The following is a 17,961-nucleotide window of genomic DNA, read 5'->3' as shown; positions in this document are numbered from 1 at the left end:
GTACAAAGTATGCGCAAAATAGCTGAGTTACAATGCGTGCAACATTTTTTCTGTGAAACCTCCGCCCATGTCCGATCTCGTTGGTGCGTCGTCCCTCGTTTCGAGTGCCCTCAAGCAGGAGGAGCTGTTTCCCATCCGCGAAGTGGCGCGCCTGACGGGCGTCAATCCGGTGACCCTTCGGGCTTGGGAGCGGCGCTATGGTTTGATCCAGCCGACGCGCACTGATAGCGGTCATCGTCTGTATTCCCAGGCGGACATTGAGGCAGTGCGCAGCATTCTGGCGTGGATCGAGCGCGGCGTGGCAGTGAGCAAGGTCGGCAAGATTCTGGCCAAGAGCGGTTCGATCAAGTCCGCCAGTTCGCCAGTCTATGAAGAGGTCAGTGCCAGCGAGTGGGGCGAGTGGCAAGCCCAGCTGCGCCGCGCCATCAGTGCTTTCGATGAGCTGCGCCTGGATCGTCTGTACGGCCAGATTTTCTCCAGCTACCCGCTGCCCGTGGTGTTTCAGGACATCCTTATGCCGCTGTGGCAGGAACTGCTGCTGCGCCAGGACGAATACGGCCAGGCCAGCGAGTGGCTGTTCTTCGATACCTTCCTGCGAGCCCGAACTCTACAACGCCTGCAGGTGCTGCGAGCCCAGGTTGAGGAGCGGGTGCTGCTGGCGGCGTTGCCAGGCCATTGCCGTGAGCTGGAGTTGTTGGTGGCCGGTTTGCTGCTGAGCAGCGCCGACACCGCTGTCAGCGTGCTCGGGTTGGGCCAGCCGTTGGAAGAGCTGACGCTGATCTGCGAAAAAATGCAGCCCCAGGCCCTGGTGCTGTTCTCCAACCAGCCGCCCAGCGATGACCTGCCCAAGGTATTGTCGCGCCTGGCGCTGGCGCTGGATTGCCCGCTGGTGATGGCGGGTGATGGCGCCGATCTCGCCGAGGAAAGCCTCAGTGGCTCGCCGATTGCCTGCCTGGGCAATGAAGGTCGCCTGATGCAGCGCCGTCTGCAGCAGTTTCTTGCCGGTCACCTGGACACCTGAGTCCGCCGCTGAATTGATCTGACACCCTCGTTTGTTGCCTGCATGGCGCTGCTTGTCTGCGCCCGAATTTTGTCGCCGATTTCGATTACTTGTACGTGTTGTACAAGAAATGCTTGCTGTCTGTGATTTTTTACTGTACAAAAGCTATACATTGTTTGTTTGTGTATAGCTTGTCTCCACTTGTACAGCTTGAGGACTCAGCAACATGACCCAATACCGCGCACCCCTTCGTGACATGCGTTTCGTTTTTGACGAGGTGCTCGACGCTTATGCCACCTTGCAGTCGCTGCCTACGCAGCGCGAGTTCGGAGACGACCTCGGTGGCGCCATTTTGGAAGAAGCCGCCAAGCTGGCGGAAAACGTGCTCGCTCCGTTGAACAGCTCAGGCGACAAGCAGGGCTGTCACTACGATCCGCAGAGCAAGACGGTTAAAACTCCGGACGGTTTCCGGGCGGCCTACCAGCAATTCGCCGAAGGCGGCTGGACGGCGCTGGCCTGTACCCCGGAATTCGGCGGCCAAGGTTTGCCTCATGTGCTGAACATGATGGTCGAAGAGATGGTCTGCTCGGCCAACCTGTCGTTGGGCATGTATCCGGGCCTGACCCACGGCGCGATCAACGCGCTGACTGCCCACGGCACGCGTGACTTGCAGGAGCGCTACCTGCCGAAACTGATCAGCGGCGAGTGGACCGGTACCATGTGCCTGACCGAACCGCAGTGCGGCACCGACCTGGGCTTGATTCGCACCCGTGCTGTACCGCAGGCAGACGGCAGCTATGCCATCAGTGGCACCAAGATCTGGATCACCGGTGGTGAGCACGATCTGGCTGACAATATCCTGCATCTGGTACTGGCCAAGCTGCCGGATGCACCGGACAGCGTGAAAGGTATTTCACTGTTCCTGGTGCCCAAATTCCTCGCAGACGGCAGTCGTAACCCGGCGTTCTGTGGTGGCCTGGAACACAAGATGGGCATCAAGGGATCGGCCACCTGTGTGATGAATTTCGAAGGCGCCCAGGGCTGGCTGATTGGTGAGCCAAACAAAGGCCTCAAGTGCATGTTCACCATGATGAACTCGGCGCGCCTGATGGTCGGCATGCAGGGCCTTGGTATTGCCGAAAGTGCTTATCAGGTCAGCCTCGGCTTCGCCAAGGAACGCCTGCAAAGCCGCTCGTTGTCCGGTCCGAAAGCGGCGGACAAGCCGGCTGATCCGATCATTGTTCACCCGGATGTACGACGCATGTTGCTACGGCAGAAGGTGATGATCGAAGGCTGCCGTGCCCTGGCGTATTTCACCGGCCTGCATGAAGACGTTGCCCACGACCATGAAGACCCTGCGGTTCGTGAGCAAGCGGATGATCTGGTGCAGCTGCTGACCCCGGTGGTCAAGGCCTTCCTCACCGATGAAGGGTTTAGCTGTGCCAACGACGGTTTGCAGGTGCTCGGCGGTTCCGGCTTCACCGAAGACTGGGGCATTGAGCAGCTGGTGCGTGATTCGCGGATTACCCGCATCTATGAAGGCACCAACGGCATTCAGGCGCTTGACCTGGTTGGTCGCAAGCTGGGCTTGGGTGGCGGCCGTGCCGTGCGTAATTACTTCGCCCTGATTGAAGGCTGGCTGAAGGCCAATGCCGAGGCAGAGCATGTGTCTGCAGTCGGTGCTGCGCTTAAACAATTGCAGCAAGCCACATTGTGGATTGCCAGCGAAGGCATGAAAGACCCTGAGCAGGCCGGTGCAGCAGCAACTCCGTACTTGCGTCTGTTTGCCCTGACCAGCCTGGCCTGGATGTGGGCGCGCATGGCGGCGGTGGCTAAGGCCAAGCTGGCTGCCGGTAGCACGGAAACTCTGTTCTACGGCGCCAAGCTCAAATCTGCCGACTTCTTTATGGCGCGCATCCTCACTGAAACCGACAGCCTGCTGGCTGAGGTCAAAGCCGGCAAAGCCACCTTGATGGCCTTCAGTGATGAGGAGTTTGCTGCCTGAAACGACTGCGCAATCCGATAGCCATTTTTCCGCCCTTTTCGGTTATCGGATTTTTTTATCCCTGCTGCAGGAGTCTCTCCTGCATCTTAGGCCCGCACTGAGTGCGGGTCTTTTTTTGCCTGCCATTCTGCTGCGCTCACTCAGCCGCGCCGGGCCTGCCGGCGTTTTTCCTGCTGCAGGTGTTGCTGGTAGATGAACTGGCGCAATTGCTCGTCTCTATACCGGTCAAGGGTGTGCAGCTGGTAGGCCAAAAGGCCATCTGCGGTGGTGCGCACCAAGGTGCCACTCACGGCAATCGGTCGCTCTTCGCCTACCGGCAGGAGGCGCTGAAAACGTCTGGGCGGCTGGCCGCTGCCTCGGTATTCAACCAGTGCGCCATTCATCGACAGTTGGTGAATCCACAAGTCGCCAGGCTGTGCCCGTCGGTTGTGCAGCGGTAGCGGCTCAGCCAGAGGCGAGCGCCAGGCACGGTTGATTTCACCTTCGTCGAAAATCTGCGGGGCGCTGAGTTGCAGACAGGGTGCGTTTTGCTCGTCCTGGCTGAGGTGCAGGTCAAAGGTCAGGTGCTGGTTGGCGATGTGCGCATGCAGGCTCAGCTGTTCATTGGCCGCGCAGTGCGACAGCAGTTCGCTGAGTTGTTTGCCGAGATCCACCGGCAGGCGCGGTTGGTTGCGCTGCTCGGTGGGGGCGGGCTGATGCAGTTGGCGGATAAACGCCAATTCTGCCTGGGTCAGGAGTGCCTGTTCTTGCATGGGCGCGGTCTGTATCAAGCTCTGGAGCTGTTGTGACCGCTGCGTGGGGGATTAGTTACTGCCGGTCGTCGCCTGCAAACGTGCGAGTTCAGCCTTGAGGGCAGCCAGCTCGGCCTCCAGTTGCTTGACCCGCTCCTGTGCTTCGACCTGTTCGGTGACGTTCTTCTGGATACCGATGTAATAGGTCAACTGGTCGGCGTCGTTGACCACCGGGGTGATCGACAGCTCATTCCAGAATGGGCTGCCGTCCTTGCGGTAGTTGCGGATGATCTGCCGGCAAGGGCGCTGCGCTTTCACCGCTTCACGGATTGCGGCTAACCCGGCCTGATCACGGTCACCGGCCTGCAGGAAACGGCAATCCTGATAGAGGATGTCTTCGCTGGTATAGCCGGTGAGCTTTTCGAAGGCGGGGTTGGCATAGATCAGGATGTTGTCATCACCTTCCTGTTCGGCCACCACGATGCCGTCATTGGAGGCGTTGATCACCAGTTGCAGCAGTTTGGCGTTGATCATGAGGCGATTTCCCAGTCTATGTCGGCTGCATTCTAAAACATCCGGGCGGGCTGTCTACTTGCGGCATAATGCCGGGCTTATCGATTTGGTTCTGACTGTTTCGGAGTTCTGCATGAAAATCGCCATTCTTTCCGGCTCGGTGTATGGCACCGCCGAGGAAGTTGCCCGCCACGCCGAGCGTCTGCTCAAGGCCGCCGGCCATGAGGCCTGGCACAACCCGCGCGCCAGCCTGGCGGATATTCAGGCATTTGCTCCTGAAGCCTTTCTGGCGGTGACCTCGACCACCGGCATGGGTGAATTGCCGGATAACCTGCAGCCGCTGTACTACGCCATCCGTGATCATCTGCCGGCCTGGAGTGGCTTGCCGGGCGGGGTGATTGCCCTCGGCGACTCCAGCTATGGCGATACCTTCTGCGGCGGCGGCGAGCTGGTGCGCGAGCTGTATGCCGAGTTGGGCATCCGCGAAGTGCAGCCGATGCTGCGCCTGGACAGCAGCGAAAGCGTGACCCCGGAAACCGACGCCGAGCCCTGGCTGACGGACTTTATTGCGGCGTTGCACGGCTGATGCACCCGCGCGCCCAAGAGCTGATCAGCACGCTGCAACTGCAGGCGCACCCGGAAGGCGGTTATTACCGCCGTCTGTATGAGTCGTCTGCGCAGCTGGACGGTGGCCGTCTGTGCGGTACGGCGATCATCTTTCTGCTTCCCGCCGGCGCGGTAAGCCGCTGGCACCGGGTGGATGCCGATGAGCTCTGGCACTTCTATGAAGGTGCGCCGCTGGAGCTGCTGCTGGCCGAGCAGCCTGATGCGGTGCGCTGCGCGCGCCTAGGCCCGGTGGCCATTGGTCAACTGCCGCAGCGCTTGGTACCGGCACATGCCTGGCAGGCGGCGCGCAGCACCGGGGCGTTTACCCTGGTGGGCTGCACGGTGACGCCGGGTTTCGACTTTGCCGGCTTCCAGCTACTCAGTGATGACCTTGAGGCTCAGCGCGACTGGCCCATGCTCGCGCAGCTGCATCCCGAGCTGGTTTGACCTGCAAGGCCACCACGCTGGCCGCCAGAGCGACTCACCTTTGCGGCATCCCTCGCTAGACTCCTGGGCACTTCAATAACAAAAGCCGAGGAACTCATCATGACCGTTGCCCACGCACTGCCTGTTGTCAGCCTCAAGGATCAGGTGTCCGCTGCCGAATGGCAGACCCGGGTGGACCTGGCCGCCTGCTACCGATTGATCGCCCTGTATGGCTGGGATGATCTGATCTTCACCCACATCTCGGCGAAGATTCCCGGCACCGAAGAATTTCTGATCAACCCCTACGGCCTGATGTTCCATGAGATCACTGCCTCCAGCCTGGTGAAGATCGACCTGACTGGCAAAAAGCTGATGGACAGCCCGTTCGACATCAACCCTGCCGGCTACACCATCCACAGTGCCGTGCACGAGGTGCGCCACGACGTGGCCTGTGTGCTGCACATCCATACCGCCGCCGGTATCGCCGTGTCGGCGCAAAAGCAGGGTCTGTTGCCGTTGTCGCAGCAGTCGCTGTTCGTCCTCGCCAGCCTGGCCTACCACGGCTATGAAGGCGTAGCGCTGAACCATGACGAGAAGGCGCGCCTGCAGGCGGATCTCGGTGACAAGAATTTCATGATCCTGCCCAACCATGGCCTGCTCACCGCTTTCGGCAGCATCGCCGATGCCTTCCTCGGCATGTTCACCCTGCAGCGTGCCTGCGAGATTCAGGTGATGGCGCAGAGCGGCGGCACCGAGCTGATCCATATCCCACAACAGATTCTCGATGGCGCACGGGCGATGATTGCCGGCGTGATGAAAAGCCCGCAGGGCATGGGCGGCGCACTGCCGTGGCCGGCGCTGCTGCGCAAGCTGGATCAACAGATGCCGGGTTACGCAGCATGACGGCGTTGCCAGGGATTGCCCTGGCGGATTGGCGCAGCGCGGGCCAGGACTTCAGCTTTAACGGTCATGGCATCCGCTACTGGACGGCCGGGCAGGGCGAACCGTTGTTGCTGATTCACGGCTTTCCCACTGCCAGCTGGGACTGGCATTACCTGTGGTCCGCGCTGGCGGAGCGCTACCAGGTGATTGCCTGCGACATGCTCGGCTTTGGCGACTCGGCCAAGCCCCGTGGGCATGCCTACAGCCTGCTGGAGCAGGCTGATCTGCAACAGGCGCTGGTGGCGCACCTGGGCGTGGACAAACCGCTGCATGTGCTGGCCCATGACTACGGCGACAGCGTGGCGCAGGAGCTGCTGGCGCGGCATCAGGACGGACGTGTGCAGCTCGCCAGTTGCGTGTTTCTCAATGGTGGGTTGTTTCCGGAAACGCACCATCCGGTGCTGGTACAGAAGCTGCTGCTCAGCCCCATCGGCCCGCTGGTTGGCCGGCTGTTCAGCCGGCAGAAGCTGGCGCAGAGTTTTGCCAAGGTGTTCGGCCCGCACACCCAGCCGAGTGCCCGTGAGCTGGATGACTTCTGGAGCCTGATTGCTGCCAATAATGGCCCGGCGGTGATGCACCGTTTGATCCGCTATATGCCCGAGCGTCGGGTCAATCGCGAGCGTTGGGTGACGGCGATGCAGGCCACCGCGGTGCCGCTGCGGGTGATCGACGGCGCTGTCGATCCGATCTCCGGGGCGCATATGGTGGCGCGTTACCGTGAGCTGATTGCCAAACCGGACACTGTGCTGTTGGAGGGCATTGGTCATTATCCGCAGACCGAAGCGCCGGATCAGGTGCTGGCGCATTACCTGCAATTTCGTCAACGGCTGGAGGCCAAATGATGCAACGACGTACAGTCCTGAAAGGTGCCGCCCTCGGCGGTGTGGCCGTTCTCGGTGCCGGGTTCTGGGCGTTGCCCAGCGGCAAGGCACCCGCTGCCCTGAGCCTGGAGGGCGCGCAGCAGGTGTTGGCTGGGCTGGTTGATCAGCCGTTGCGTAGCCTCAAGGGTTGGAGCCCGGCAGAAGTGTTTAACCACTGCGCGCAGAGCATCGAGTATTCCATCAGCGGTTACCCCGAACTCAAGCCAGGTTGGTTTCGCAGCAGCGTCGGCCCCTTGGCGTTCAGCGTCTTTGCCGCGCGTGGGGCCATGCGCCATCCGCTGGATGAGGCCATTCCCGGTGCCGCTGCGCTGAATGTGCCAGCCACCCAGGCTCAGGCGCTGCAGCGTTTGCAGCAGGCGTTTGCCGACTTCGCCGCGTATCAGGGGGAGTTACAGCCGCATTTTGCCTACGGCGCGTTAAGCCATGCCGATTACGCCCAGGCCCATGTGTTGCATCTGTATAACCACTTGAGCCTGATCCGTCCGGCCTAACTATCCCGCTGCTTTATTGCGCACCATTCAGCGCAACTTGTATCTATTGTGACCGGAGCGCACCTGCTGGACACTCGGCGTATTGTTAATCTGCCGAGGAATGCTGCATGAGCGACGCCATCCGTTTTCAAGATCAGGTTGTAATCGTCACCGGGGCTGGCGGCGGCCTGGGCCGCGCCCATGCACTGCTGTTTGCCAAACACGGCGCCAAGGTGGTGGTCAACGATCTGGGCGGCAGCACTCACGGTGAGGGCGCCAACGCCTCGGCGGCAGACAAGGTAGTCGAGGAAATCCGCGCCGCAGGCGGCACCGCCGTGGCCAACCATGACTCGGTGACCGACGGCGAAAAGATCGTGCAGTGCGCCCTCGATAACTTTGGCCGTATCGATGTGGTGGTGAACAACGCCGGCATCCTGCGCGACAAGACCTTCCACAAGATGGAAGACGCCGACTGGGACCTGGTTTACAAAGTCCACGTTGAAGGCGCTTACAAGGTTACCCGCGCCGCCTGGCCGCATATGCGTGAGCAGGGTTATGGTCGGGTGATCTTCACCGCATCCACCTCGGGCATCTACGGCAACTTCGGCCAGTCCAACTACGGCATGGCCAAGCTCGGCTTGTACGGCCTGACCCGCACCCTGGCCCTCGAAGGGCGCAAGAGCAACATCCTGGTCAACGCCATCGCGCCGACTGGCGGCACGCGCATGACCGAAGGCCTGATTCCGCCGCAGGTGTTCGAGCAGCTCAAGCCTGAGCTGGTCAGCCCGCTGGTGGTGTACCTGGCGAGCAATGCCTGCGAAGAAACCTCCGGCCTGTTCGAAGTGGGCGGCGGCTGGATGGGCAAAGTGCGTTGGGAACGCAGCCTGGGTGCCGGCTTCGACCCGCGCGAAGGCTTCAGCCCGGAAGATGTGGCAGCCAACTTTGCGCAGATCTGCGACTTTGAGGGCGCGGCTCATCCGAAGGACAATATCGAAGCAATGAAAGAGATGATGGCCAACCTGCAGAAGTTCGCCCTCTGATTGCGCCACTCTGGCGGGGAGATCGGTCAGCAGGCTGATTTCCACCGCCCAGAGCTTTAAGGTGAAGGCCGGCTAAATGCCGGCCTTCGGCTTTTTAGGGAGCAGGTCATGCACGTCATCATCGAAAAGAACGGCCCGGTCACCACCCTGATCATCAACCGCGCCGAGGTGCGCAACGCGGTTGATCGGCCGACGGCTGAGGCGCTGGCCAGCGCCTTACGGGCCTTTGAAGCGGATGAGCAGGCGCGGGTGGCAATCCTGGCGGGGGCGGGCGATACCTTCTGCGCCGGTGCTGATCTGGGCGCGTTTGCCGAAGGTGTTGAGCGCACCAATCGCCTGGAAACCGAAGGTGACGGGCCGATGGGCCCGAGCCGCATGCAGCTGAGCAAACCACTGATCGCCGCTATTGAAGGTCACGCGGTAGCCGGCGGGCTGGAGCTGGCGCTGCTTGCTGACCTGCGGGTGATGGCCGATAACGCCGTGCTTGGGGTGTTCTGCCGACGCTTTGGCGTGCCGCTGATTGATGGCGGCACCGTGCGTTTGCCACGAATTATCGGCCAGGGTCGCGCGCTGGATCTGATTCTCACCGGTCGTCCGGTGTTGGCTGAAGAGGCGTTGAGCATGGGCCTGGTCAATCGGGTCGTCGCTGCCGGCAGCGCGTTGGCCGCCGCCCAGCAACTGGCGCTGGAGATTGCCGGCTTTCCGCAGCGCTGCATGCTCGCCGATCGCGCCAGTGCCTACGCGCAGTGGAACCTGCCGTTTGCCCAGGCCATGGCCAATGAGTTTGCCGGCGGTATGGCGGTGATCGCCAGTGGCGAAACCCTGGCCGGCGCGCAGCGCTTCAAGGCGGGTACGGGGCGGCACGGCACATTCTGAGCCGCGTGTTTACGGCTTGCCCGGAATCCCGTATTTGCGCAGGCGCATGGCAATTGCGCTGTGCGAGGTGCTCAGGCGAGTTGCCAGTTGCCGGGTTGAAGGGTGGCTGGGGTAGAGCTTTTCCAGCAGATTCTTTTCGAACTCGGCCACGGCGGCTTCCAGGCTGTTGACTTCGCCCTCAGCCTGCTGCGCGGCTACGGCAGTGCCGGCAATGTCCAGATCACCGATCTGCACCTGATTGCTTTCGCAGATGGCGGCGGCGCGAAAGATCACGTTCTGCAACTGGCGCACATTGCCCGGCCAGCGGTTGCCAAGCAGCGCCGGGTAGGTGTCCGGCGTCAGGCGGCAGGGCAGGCGCTGGATCTGTGCACAGGCCTGCTGCATAAAGTGCCGCGCCAGCAGCAGGATGTCCTGGCCGCGCTCGCGCAGCGGCGGTACTTCCAGGTTGAGCACATTCAGGCGGTAGAACAGGTCCTCGCGGAATGCACCCTCGGCCACCATCTGCTCCAGGTCACGGTGGGTGGCGCTGAGGATGCGCACATTGACCCGTACCTCGCTCTGCCCGCCAACCCGGCGGAAGCTGCCGTCGCTCAGAAAGCGCAGCAGCTTGGCTTGGAGATACGGCGACATCTCGCCGATTTCATCGAGAAACACCGTGCCCTGGTTGGCCAGCTCCAGCAGTCCCGGCTTGCCGCCACGCTGGGCGCCGGTAAAGGCGCCGGGGGCGTAGCCGAACAGCTCGCTTTCGGCGAGGTTCTCCGGCAATGCCGCGCAGTTCAGTGCGAGAAACGGCGCGGTGCGTCGCGTGCTGATGGCATGACAGGCGCGCGCCACCAGCTCCTTGCCGGTGCCGGTTTCGCCCTGGATCAGCAGCGGCGCATCCAGAGTGGCCACGCGCTGGGCGCGGCTTTTCAGGTTGCGGATCGGCGCGGAATCACCCAGCAGCGAATCAAAGCCTTCGGCGTGATCGTGGTGCAGCGCCGCGAGGCGCTCGCCGATGCGGTTCGGTGCATACAGGCTGAGCAGGCCGCCGGCCAGCTGCCGCGCACCGCCGTCGACGCCTTCGGTGATCGGCTGGGCGTCCAGCAGCAGGGCCTGGCCCTTGAGCGTGACCTCGCGCATTGGCAGGCGGAAACCCTGCTGCAACAGCTCGACTTGTAATTGCGGGTCGGCGAACAGCTCGCCAATGCTCAGGCCATCCGGCTGTTGACCGCACAGCTCGATCAGCGCCGGGTTGGCCAGCAATACGCGGCCCTGGCTGTCGAGCGCCAACACCGGGTCGGTCATGGCGGCGAGCAGGGCATCGAGTTGCAGATGGCGGCGCTGGCCGGGGAGGATGTCGACGATGGTCACCGCCTGCACGCCACGCACCTTGAACAGCGCCTCGCGCAGCTCGTCGAGCACCTCGGGGCTCAGGGTCGGTGCGTCGATATAGACGTTCGGCGGCACCATCTCCACCGCATCCAGGTTGAGATTGCGTCCACCGAGCAGCGCCAGCACTTCCTGGGTGATGCCAACGCGGTCGATAAAGCTGACGTGAATACGCATGGAACGGGTGGCCGACTGATTTACAGGTGCGCCAGTATGCCCGGTCTGTGGGGCTTAGTTAACCGAGGGGCATTCAACCGCAGGTCAGGCGGATGATCACTTCGCTTTCATCGATATCGATATTCAGGCGCTGCGGGTTGTAGTCCATGGTCGCGGCGTCGCCGGGGGCGAGTACGCGCAGGGTTTTGGCGTTGGCCTGCTGTTGCACCTGCTCGATCAGCTCGCTGCTGGCGGTCTGGCCAAGTACACCGTGAACCTGCTCGACATTGCAGTCGCCGCTGATTTCGGCTGCTTGATGGGCGGGCGGCGGTGAGCTGCAACCGGCCAGCAGGGCCAGCAGGCTGAGGCTGGTGAGGGCGTGACGAAGAGCCATGATCGATTTCCTTGTCTGCATAAAACTCGGGTCAGCCTAGCAGCCGCATCCGTTGTAGCTCAACGTCGGGCTGGTCAATCAGTCAGGTTACTGCATCAGCATTTCCGCAAGTCCGGCCAACTTCCCTACAATTGCGCTTTTCCCCAGAGCAGGAGGTTCTGTGCAAGCGGTGATCTCGATTCAACAGCTGAGCAAGACCTACGCCAGTGGCCACCCGGCCCTGCAGGACATCAACCTGGATATTCGCCCCGGCGAAATCTTTGCCTTGCTCGGCCCCAACGGCGCGGGCAAGACCACGCTGATCAGCATTATCTGCGGCATCGTCAATCCAGGCGGCGGGCGGGTGCTGGTGGGCGGCAAGGACATCATCAAGGACTACCGCGCCTCGCGCTCGCAGATCGGCCTGGTGCCCCAGGAGCTGGTCAGCGATGTGTTCGAAACCGTCTGGGCGACGGTGAAATTCAGCCGTGGCCTGTTCGGCAAGAAGCCCGATCCGGTCTATCTGGAGCAACTGCTCAAAGACCTGTCGCTGTGGGAAAAGCGCGACGCGAAGATTTTCGAGCTGTCCGGCGGCATGAAGCGCCGGGTGATGATCGCCAAGGCGCTGAGCCACGAGCCACAGATTCTGTTCCTCGACGAGCCCACTGCCGGCGTTGACGTCGAGCTGCGTCGCGATATGTGGAACATGGTGCGCCGTCTGCGTGAGCGCGGCGTGACCATCATCCTCACCACCCACTACATCGAAGAGGCCGAGGAAATGGCCGACCGCATCGGGGTGATCAGCAAGGGCCGGATCATTCTGGTGGAAGACAAGCAGGCGCTGATGCACAAGCTCGGCAAGAAACAGCTGACTTTGCAGCTGCAACAGCCCCTGGCGAGCATCCCCGCCGAGCTGGCGCGTTACCCGCTGGAGCTGAACGACGAGGGCCGCGCGCTGGTGTTTACCTTCGACACCCAGAGCGAGCACACCGGCATCGCCGAGCTGCTCAAGGACCTGGCCCAGCACGGCATCGACTTCAAGGATTTGCAGTCCAGCCAGAGTTCGTTGGAAGAGATTTTTGTCGAATTGGTAAAAGGGACACGTGCATGAATCTGTATGCCATCAAGGCCATCTACCTGTTCGAACTGGCGCGCACCTGGCGCACTCTGTTGCAGAGCATCGCCACCCCGGTGATCAGCACTTCGCTGTATTTCGTGGTGTTTGGTTCGGCCATCGGTTCGAGCATGACCCAGGTGCAGGGCGTCAGTTATGGTGCGTTTATCGTGCCGGGGCTGATCATGCTGGCGCTGCTCACCGAGAGTATTTCCAACGCCTCGTTCGGCATCTACATGCCCAAGTATTCGGGGAGCATCTACGAGCTGCTGTCGGCACCGGTGTCCTATCTGGAAATCCTTATCGGCTATGTCGGCGCAGCAGCCACCAAGTCGATCATTCTCGGCCTGGTGATCCTGATTACCGCGCGGCTGTTCGTGGACTTCGAGATTCTCCATCCGCTGTGGATGCTGGCGTTTCTGGTGCTTACCGCGCTGACCTTCAGCCTGTTCGGTTTCATCATCGGCGTGTGGGCCGATGGCTGGGAGAAGTTGCAGGTGGTGCCGGCCTTGATCGTCACGCCGCTGACCTTCCTCGGCGGGGCCTTTTACTCGATCAGCATGCTGCCGCCAGCCTGGCAGACGGTGACCCTGTTCAACCCGGTGGTGTACCTGATCAGCGCGTTCCGCTGGAGCTTCTACGGCGTGTCCGACGTCAATGTCGGCCTGAGCCTGGCAATGATTCTCGGCTTTCTGCTGCTGTGCATCCTGACGGTGGGCTTTGTCTTCAAAACCGGTTATCGGCTGAAGAGCTGAAGTGCAACTAATGCGTTAGGGTGAAACGGTTCTGGTTGCGCGGCAGGGGTAGCGCGCAGCCACTGCCGTTATGGAGTGCAATGCCATGGACCATTCTGCCGCTTTGCCGGCCCAGCTCGCGCAGCTCTACCGCGACGAATCGCGCCGCGTACTGGCCACCCTGATTCGCCTGCTGGGCGATTTTGACCTGGCCGAGGAGGCGCTGCACGAAGCCTTTCGCGCGGCCCTGGAGCAATGGCCGCAGAGCGGCGTGCCGGCTAATCCACGGGCCTGGTTGGTGTCGGCGGGGCGCTTCAAGGCTATCGATACCTTGCGCCGGCAGCGGCGTTTCCAGCCGCTGGATGAACACGTCGACCTGGCTGATGACGCGTCGCTGGATGAGGGCGAGTTGCTTGAAGACGACCGCCTACGCCTGATCTTCACCTGTTGCCATCCGGCGCTGGCCAGCGATGCCCAGGTGGCCCTGACCCTGCGTGAAGTCTGTGATCTGGGCACCGAGGACATCGCCCGCGCCTTTCTCACCACGCCCGCCACCCTGGCGCAGCGCATCGTGCGCGCCAAGGCGAAGATTCGCGATGCACGCATCCCCTATGAAGTGCCTGGCCGCAGCGAGCTGCCCGAGCGGCTGGATGATGTGTTGCGGGTGATTTACCTGGTGTTCAACGAAGGCTATTTCGCCAGTTCTGGCGACTCGCTGACTCGCGCGCACCTGTCCGATGAGGCCATTCGCCTGGCGCGTCTGCTGCTGGAACTGCTGCCTGAACCGGAAGTGCAGGGCCTGCTGGCGCTGATGTTGCTGCACGAGTCGCGGCGCAGTGCGCGCAGTTCGGCCAGCGGCACAGTGGTGCTACTGGAGCAGCAGGATCGCCGCCAGTGGGACCGTGCGCTGATCGCCGAAGGCGACGCTTTGGTGCTGCAGGCACTGCATTCGCGGCGCTTCGGTGCCTACACCTTGCAAGCGGCGATCGCCGCCGTGCATGCCGAAGCTGCCAGTGCCGAGCAGACCGACTGGGCACAGATTGTCGGGCTCTACGATGCCTTGCTGCGCATGAATCCCTCGCCGGTAATCGAACTCAACCGTGCCGTGGCGGTGGCCATGCAGCAAGGCCCCGAGGCCGGTCTAGCGCTGATCGACGCGCTGCTGGCCAGCGGTGAACTGGCCGACTACCACCTGGCCCATGCCGCCCGCGCCGATCTCAATCGCCGCCTGGGTCGTGTGCAGCCTGCACGCGAGGCTTATCAGCGGGCGCTCAACCTGGTCCAGCAGGGCGCGGATAGGCAGTTTCTGCAGATGCGCCTGGATGAACTGCCGGCTGACTGAGCCGTTATCCGCCTGGCAGATCCCCGCTGCTTGGCTACCGTTGGTCGGGCCTGAAATATTTTTTACCAGCGCTGTCGATTCCGCGCCGCGCCATTCGATTAGTCAGTAACCGCGTCACACCACCGGAGAACGCCATGAAATACCTGTGCCTGGTCTACAGCAACGAGCATGCGCTGCATCACTCGCCCGACAGCCCACGTGACGAGGAATGTTTTGCCTACGCCGAGTCGGTGGCGCAGAGCGGCCGCATGCTGGTTGCCGAGGCGCTGGAATCGGTGCAGACCGCCACCACCGTGCGCATGCGCGGCGGCAAGCTGTCGATCACCGACGGCCCGTTTGCCGAAACCAAGGAGCAGCTGGCGGGCTTCTATCTGGTGGAAGCCCGCGACCTCAACGAGGCCATCCAGCTGGCTGGGCATATTCCAGCGGCGCGGGTTGGCTGCGTGGAAGTGCGCCCGGTGCGCGAGCTACAGGTTTGACCCCACCACGAGAGCAAGGAGTGTCGAAATGAGCAGCACACAAGCACAGATTCAACAGCAACTGGACTCCTGGGCTGCCGCCTGCCGCAGCAAGGATGTCAGCCAGATCATGCGTCACTACGCCGAGGATGTGGTGGCTTACGATGCCATTGGCCCGCTGCGTTTTGTTGGCCGTGCGGCCTATCAGGCGCACTGGCAGGCCTGCATGGACATGTGCCCTGGGCATGCCCTGTTCGAGGTGCATCAGCCGAGCTTTCTGCTCGGTGGTGAGCTGGCCGTGGTGCACTACCTGTTCCATTGCGGCGGCACCGATGACAAGGGCGAAATGCACAGCAGCTGGATGCGTGTAACCCAGTGTTTTCGCCAGCAAGGCGGGCAGTGGCTGATCGCTCACGAGCATTTTTCCATGCCCGGTGACATGGAAAGTGGAAAGATTTTGTTTGATTTGCAGCCGTAGTTCGCCAACGCACGGGGCACAAGGGCTGCAGCCGATTAGCGGCTGCCGCGCTGTAGATTTGTGGCTACGACCAACGTCTTAGGGCTTGCCTAAAGGGGGGCTTAGTGGCGTAGGCTGGAGCCGTCGCCTTACCTGGCGACGCTATTCGCGAACAGTTGAAGAAGGAAAGCTTTATGCAAATCCAAGTTCACAGCGATAACCACATCGAAGGCAGCGCACGGCTGGTGGAGTGGGTGAGTGCCAGTGTTGCCAGCAAGCTGGAACGCTTCGACGACGAACTGACCCGTATCGTCGTCCACCTGCATGACGACAACGGCGCCAAAGCCGGTGCGCACGACAAACGCTGCCAGATCGAAGCACGGCCAAAAGGCCTGCAACCTATTTCCGTCACCCACAAGGCCGAGTCACTGGAGCAGGCCATCGACGGCTCCATCGAAAAACTGCACCACGCCCTTGACCATCAGTTCGGCAAACTGCGCAGCAAACGCGCCACGCCGCTGCATACCAATCAGGCCGCTGATCTGGGCCAGGATGCACTGCTGGAAGAGGACTTCCTCGCCGAGGAACGCCTGCGCGCGGTCTGACAATTTACGGGCCGGCGGTTGACCGGCGGCCCATCCACCCCTTGCTCGCGCCCCCGCAGGTTTCTGCGGGGGCGCTGTCGTTTCAGGGCGCTGGAATGCTGTAGCCAGCGGCGGCAATCGCCTGCCCGAGGCGGCAAGATGATTCCGCTTGCTGCCGGTTAAGCGGGCCAGAATCCCGGTTTTACTGGGCTGTAGAGCGCTGGCCCATATCCTGCACTGCCCTGGCCAACTGACAGTTGCAGGGATTCGCCATGACCAGTATTTCCAACAACTCGCCGCTGGCGAGCTACTTCAGCAACACCGCCAAACCCAGCACGACTGGTGCAGCGGGCAGTGGCAGCAGTACGGATAAACCGAGCGCCAGCGCCGCGGACCCGCTTGCGGAAATCCGCCGCTTTGCCAGCGGCATAGTGGCTCACAGCCGCGGCGGCCTGCTGCGCGCGATGCATGCCGAGAGCAGCGGTGCCAGCAGCGCGATTGCCAGTGACCGCTTCCGCCCGGCCGCCGAGCAGGACAGCGGCAACTCGATGATTACCCTGCCTGATGTTGCGACGATGGATCGCGATGATGCAGCCAAGCTGCTGGCACAGATCAACAAACTGGTTGAGTCCGGTATGGATAAAACCGGCACCTTTGTCGGTTACAACGGCGACAAGCAGACCGACTCGCTGGTGACTTACCGCGACTGGCTGCAGGCCAGGGGCGGCGTCAGCATTTACGTTTAAGCGTTCTGCCGTCGATTTCTCCAGCCGGGCTGCCTGCGCATTGGGCTGGTTTCAGCGCGCGAGGTGCGCCAAGATCAGCCGATCACAGTTGTGGGTACGCCGCATCGGCATGCTCAGGTCGGGGGATTTATGGCTAGCAAGGGGTTTGTTCGGGCGTTCGCTGCCCTGGGGTTGGCGCTGGCGTGCACCGCAGGTGCGCAGGCTGCCGAGGATGCGCAACTGGTCGGCTTGATCAACAGCTACCGCAGCGAAGTGCAGCGCTGTGGCGATCAGGCTTCCGCCGAGTTGCCGCCGTTGACCGCTGATCCGCGCTTGGTGCAACCGGTGGGGCGCTCGGGGGATTTGCAGCAGGCGATGAGTGCGGCGGGCTACCCGATGGTCAATGTGCAGGCCATCAGCCTGTCCGGCCCGCGTGATGCGGCGGCGGCGCTGAAGGTGCTGCAGGAGAGCTTCTGCAAGATCGTGCTGGACCCGCAGTTTGTCGATATCGGCGTCAAGCAGCAGGATCGTGAGTGGCGCATTCTGCTGGCCCGACCGCTGTTGGCGGCGCGCCTGGGCGACTGGCAGACGGAAGGGCAGAAGTTGCTCGAACAACTCAACCTTGCCCGCGGCACAGCGCGTCAGTGCGGCAGCCAAGCCTTTGCCGCCGCCGCGCCGCTGGTATGGAATGCCACCCTGGGCAGCACTGCCGAAGCCCACAGCCGGGCCATGGCCAACGGCAACTTCTTCGATCACCAAGACCCTGACGGGCGCACCCCCGGCGATCGCGCAGAGCTGGCCGGTTACAGTGGCCAGCGTGTCGGTGAAAACATTGCTGCCGGGCTGGATGGCAGCAGCAAGGTGCTCGCCGGCTGGCTGGCCAGCCCTGGCCACTGTGCCAATCTGATGAACCCGCACTTCAGTGAACTGGGCGCCGCCTACGCCAACGATCCCAAGAGCGACGCGGGGATTTATTGGACGGCGCTGTTTGGCGCGCCGTAAGCAGGCTGTTGCCCTGGCCTGTCTGTAGGCGCGGCCTTGGCTGCGCAGGAGCGTGCCTACAGAGCCTTTTGTGTGACCCGTTAGGCGAGACAGACTGACGACCGCGTGGGTTGGCGAGCTTCGTGTGTTTGCTGTTCAAGCTCCCGCCCTGCGTT

Annotated in this window: 21 protein-coding genes; 17 read left to right on the top strand and 4 right to left on the bottom strand. The window is 62.2% G+C overall.

Annotated features, from left to right (window positions below):
- Positions 1-67 precede the first annotated feature (67 nt).
- Both IOD17_RS17525 and IOD17_RS17520 read left to right on the top strand, forming a co-directional pair.
- Positions 68-1,021 carry a MerR family transcriptional regulator gene (locus IOD17_RS17525; protein WP_233686317.1) on the top strand — a complete coding sequence of 318 codons (954 nt, stop codon included), beginning with the start codon at positions 68-70 and terminating at the stop codon, positions 1,019-1,021.
- Between the two features lie 205 nt (positions 1,022-1,226).
- Complete coding sequence (locus IOD17_RS17520) at positions 1,227-3,005, top strand: acyl-CoA dehydrogenase C-terminal domain-containing protein (RefSeq protein WP_233686316.1); 1,779 nt, start codon at positions 1,227-1,229, stop codon at positions 3,003-3,005.
- Positions 3,006-3,145: 140 nt separating this feature from the next.
- On the opposite strand, the gene IOD17_RS17515 is transcribed toward IOD17_RS17520, so the two are convergent.
- Both IOD17_RS17515 and IOD17_RS17510 read right to left on the bottom strand, forming a co-directional pair.
- Positions 3,146-3,757 carry a hypothetical protein gene (locus IOD17_RS17515; protein ID WP_233686315.1) on the bottom strand — a complete coding sequence of 204 codons (612 nt, stop codon included), beginning with the start codon at positions 3,755-3,757 and terminating at the stop codon, positions 3,146-3,148.
- 51 nt (positions 3,758-3,808) lie between these two features.
- Complete coding sequence (locus IOD17_RS17510; protein WP_233686314.1) at positions 3,809-4,270, bottom strand: PAS domain-containing protein; 462 nt, start codon at positions 4,268-4,270, stop codon at positions 3,809-3,811.
- A 112-nt stretch (positions 4,271-4,382) separates the two neighbouring features.
- On the opposite strand from IOD17_RS17510, the gene IOD17_RS17505 reads away from it, so the two are divergent.
- The 7 genes from IOD17_RS17505 to IOD17_RS17475 all read left to right on the top strand — a co-directional run bounded on the left by IOD17_RS17505 (position 4,383) and on the right by IOD17_RS17475 (position 9,490).
- A complete protein-coding gene (locus IOD17_RS17505; protein WP_233686313.1) occupies positions 4,383-4,835 on the top strand; it encodes a flavodoxin in 453 nt (150 codons plus the stop codon).
- Positions 4,835-5,302: a cupin domain-containing protein gene (locus IOD17_RS17500; RefSeq protein ID WP_233686312.1), complete on the top strand. Its 468-nt coding sequence runs from the start codon at positions 4,835-4,837 to the stop codon at positions 5,300-5,302. The genes IOD17_RS17505 and IOD17_RS17500 overlap by 1 nt, the downstream gene beginning before the upstream one ends.
- Before the next feature lie 99 nt (positions 5,303-5,401).
- The gene (locus IOD17_RS17495; RefSeq protein WP_233686311.1) at positions 5,402-6,184 is read left to right on the top strand and encodes a class II aldolase/adducin family protein; all 783 of its coding nucleotides are present in this window, start codon (positions 5,402-5,404) and stop codon (positions 6,182-6,184) included.
- Positions 6,181-7,065: an alpha/beta fold hydrolase gene (locus IOD17_RS17490; protein WP_233686310.1), complete on the top strand. Its 885-nt coding sequence runs from the start codon at positions 6,181-6,183 to the stop codon at positions 7,063-7,065. Before IOD17_RS17495 ends, IOD17_RS17490 begins: the two co-directional genes overlap by 4 nt.
- Complete coding sequence (locus IOD17_RS17485; RefSeq protein WP_233686309.1) at positions 7,065-7,595, top strand: DUF1569 domain-containing protein; 531 nt, start codon at positions 7,065-7,067, stop codon at positions 7,593-7,595. Before IOD17_RS17490 ends, IOD17_RS17485 begins: the two co-directional genes overlap by 1 nt.
- A 107-nt stretch (positions 7,596-7,702) precedes the next feature.
- Entirely contained in the window at positions 7,703-8,614 is a 912-nt protein-coding gene (locus IOD17_RS17480; RefSeq protein WP_233686308.1) for an SDR family oxidoreductase, read from the top strand.
- Positions 8,615-8,722: 108 nt separating this feature from the next.
- Positions 8,723-9,490 carry a crotonase/enoyl-CoA hydratase family protein gene (locus tag IOD17_RS17475; RefSeq protein WP_233686307.1) on the top strand — a complete coding sequence of 256 codons (768 nt, stop codon included), beginning with the start codon at positions 8,723-8,725 and terminating at the stop codon, positions 9,488-9,490.
- 9 nt (positions 9,491-9,499) lie between these two features.
- Here IOD17_RS17475 and IOD17_RS17470 read toward each other — a convergent pair whose 3' ends face one another.
- Positions 9,500-11,038: a sigma-54-dependent transcriptional regulator gene (locus IOD17_RS17470; RefSeq protein ID WP_233686306.1), complete on the bottom strand. Its 1,539-nt coding sequence runs from the start codon at positions 11,036-11,038 to the stop codon at positions 9,500-9,502.
- A 73-nt stretch (positions 11,039-11,111) separates the two neighbouring features.
- Positions 11,112-11,411, bottom strand: a complete 300-nt coding sequence (locus tag IOD17_RS17465; RefSeq protein WP_233686305.1) for an I78 family peptidase inhibitor — start codon at positions 11,409-11,411, stop codon at positions 11,112-11,114.
- A 160-nt stretch (positions 11,412-11,571) separates the two neighbouring features.
- On the opposite strand from IOD17_RS17465, the gene IOD17_RS17460 reads away from it, so the two are divergent.
- The 8 genes from IOD17_RS17460 to IOD17_RS17425 all read left to right on the top strand — a co-directional run bounded on the left by IOD17_RS17460 (position 11,572) and on the right by IOD17_RS17425 (position 17,806).
- Positions 11,572-12,501 (top strand): ABC transporter ATP-binding protein, encoded by a 930-nt coding sequence (locus IOD17_RS17460; RefSeq protein ID WP_233686304.1) that lies wholly within the window; start codon positions 11,572-11,574, stop codon positions 12,499-12,501.
- Positions 12,498-13,259: an ABC transporter permease gene (locus tag IOD17_RS17455; protein WP_233686303.1), complete on the top strand. Its 762-nt coding sequence runs from the start codon at positions 12,498-12,500 to the stop codon at positions 13,257-13,259. Before IOD17_RS17460 ends, IOD17_RS17455 begins: the two co-directional genes overlap by 4 nt.
- An 85-nt stretch (positions 13,260-13,344) precedes the next feature.
- Positions 13,345-14,580, top strand: a complete 1,236-nt coding sequence (locus tag IOD17_RS17450) for an RNA polymerase sigma factor (protein WP_233686302.1) — start codon at positions 13,345-13,347, stop codon at positions 14,578-14,580.
- A gap of 134 nt (positions 14,581-14,714) precedes the next feature.
- Complete coding sequence (locus IOD17_RS17445) at positions 14,715-15,059, top strand: YciI family protein (protein ID WP_233686301.1); 345 nt, start codon at positions 14,715-14,717, stop codon at positions 15,057-15,059.
- Positions 15,060-15,087: 28 nt separating this feature from the next.
- Positions 15,088-15,516 carry a YybH family protein gene (locus IOD17_RS17440; RefSeq protein ID WP_233686300.1) on the top strand — a complete coding sequence of 143 codons (429 nt, stop codon included), beginning with the start codon at positions 15,088-15,090 and terminating at the stop codon, positions 15,514-15,516.
- A gap of 173 nt (positions 15,517-15,689) precedes the next feature.
- On the top strand, positions 15,690-16,100 hold the full coding sequence (locus IOD17_RS17435) for an HPF/RaiA family ribosome-associated protein (RefSeq protein WP_233686299.1): 411 nt from the start codon (positions 15,690-15,692) through the stop codon (positions 16,098-16,100).
- A 251-nt stretch (positions 16,101-16,351) separates the two neighbouring features.
- Positions 16,352-16,825 (top strand): hypothetical protein, encoded by a 474-nt coding sequence (locus tag IOD17_RS17430; RefSeq protein ID WP_233686298.1) that lies wholly within the window; start codon positions 16,352-16,354, stop codon positions 16,823-16,825.
- Between the two features lie 129 nt (positions 16,826-16,954).
- Complete coding sequence (locus tag IOD17_RS17425; RefSeq protein WP_233686297.1) at positions 16,955-17,806, top strand: CAP domain-containing protein; 852 nt, start codon at positions 16,955-16,957, stop codon at positions 17,804-17,806.
- Positions 17,807-17,961 lie beyond the last annotated feature (155 nt).

It is taken from the genome of Pseudomonas anguilliseptica, assembly GCF_021375795.1.
GTDB lineage: Bacteria > Pseudomonadota > Gammaproteobacteria > Pseudomonadales > Pseudomonadaceae > Aquipseudomonas > Aquipseudomonas anguilliseptica_A.
Note: the sequence above shows the minus strand (reverse complement) of the source record. Positions and strands in the feature narration are given on the sequence as shown.

Coding starts and splice junctions, on each gene's coding strand:
- IOD17_RS17485 (WP_233686309.1), top strand. CDS start 7,065: ATGCAACGACGTACAGTCCTGAAAGGTGCCGCCCTCGGCGGTGTGGCC.
- IOD17_RS17470 (WP_233686306.1), bottom strand. CDS start 11,038: ATGCGTATTCACGTCAGCTTTATCGACCGCGTTGGCATCACCCAGGAA.
- IOD17_RS17520 (WP_233686316.1), top strand. CDS start 1,227: ATGACCCAATACCGCGCACCCCTTCGTGACATGCGTTTCGTTTTTGAC.
- IOD17_RS17525 (WP_233686317.1), top strand. CDS start 68: ATGTCCGATCTCGTTGGTGCGTCGTCCCTCGTTTCGAGTGCCCTCAAG.
- IOD17_RS17490 (WP_233686310.1), top strand. CDS start 6,181: ATGACGGCGTTGCCAGGGATTGCCCTGGCGGATTGGCGCAGCGCGGGC.
- IOD17_RS17475 (WP_233686307.1), top strand. CDS start 8,723: ATGCACGTCATCATCGAAAAGAACGGCCCGGTCACCACCCTGATCATC.
- IOD17_RS17445 (WP_233686301.1), top strand. CDS start 14,715: ATGAAATACCTGTGCCTGGTCTACAGCAACGAGCATGCGCTGCATCAC.
- IOD17_RS17495 (WP_233686311.1), top strand. CDS start 5,402: ATGACCGTTGCCCACGCACTGCCTGTTGTCAGCCTCAAGGATCAGGTG.
- IOD17_RS17500 (WP_233686312.1), top strand. CDS start 4,835: ATGCACCCGCGCGCCCAAGAGCTGATCAGCACGCTGCAACTGCAGGCG.
- IOD17_RS17515 (WP_233686315.1), bottom strand. CDS start 3,757: ATGCAAGAACAGGCACTCCTGACCCAGGCAGAATTGGCGTTTATCCGC.
- IOD17_RS17465 (WP_233686305.1), bottom strand. CDS start 11,411: ATGGCTCTTCGTCACGCCCTCACCAGCCTCAGCCTGCTGGCCCTGCTG.
- IOD17_RS17440 (WP_233686300.1), top strand. CDS start 15,088: ATGAGCAGCACACAAGCACAGATTCAACAGCAACTGGACTCCTGGGCT.
- IOD17_RS17430 (WP_233686298.1), top strand. CDS start 16,352: ATGACCAGTATTTCCAACAACTCGCCGCTGGCGAGCTACTTCAGCAAC.
- IOD17_RS17435 (WP_233686299.1), top strand. CDS start 15,690: ATGCAAATCCAAGTTCACAGCGATAACCACATCGAAGGCAGCGCACGG.
- IOD17_RS17510 (WP_233686314.1), bottom strand. CDS start 4,270: ATGATCAACGCCAAACTGCTGCAACTGGTGATCAACGCCTCCAATGAC.
- IOD17_RS17450 (WP_233686302.1), top strand. CDS start 13,345: ATGGACCATTCTGCCGCTTTGCCGGCCCAGCTCGCGCAGCTCTACCGC.
- IOD17_RS17455 (WP_233686303.1), top strand. CDS start 12,498: ATGAATCTGTATGCCATCAAGGCCATCTACCTGTTCGAACTGGCGCGC.
- IOD17_RS17425 (WP_233686297.1), top strand. CDS start 16,955: ATGGCTAGCAAGGGGTTTGTTCGGGCGTTCGCTGCCCTGGGGTTGGCG.
- IOD17_RS17505 (WP_233686313.1), top strand. CDS start 4,383: ATGAAAATCGCCATTCTTTCCGGCTCGGTGTATGGCACCGCCGAGGAA.
- IOD17_RS17480 (WP_233686308.1), top strand. CDS start 7,703: ATGAGCGACGCCATCCGTTTTCAAGATCAGGTTGTAATCGTCACCGGG.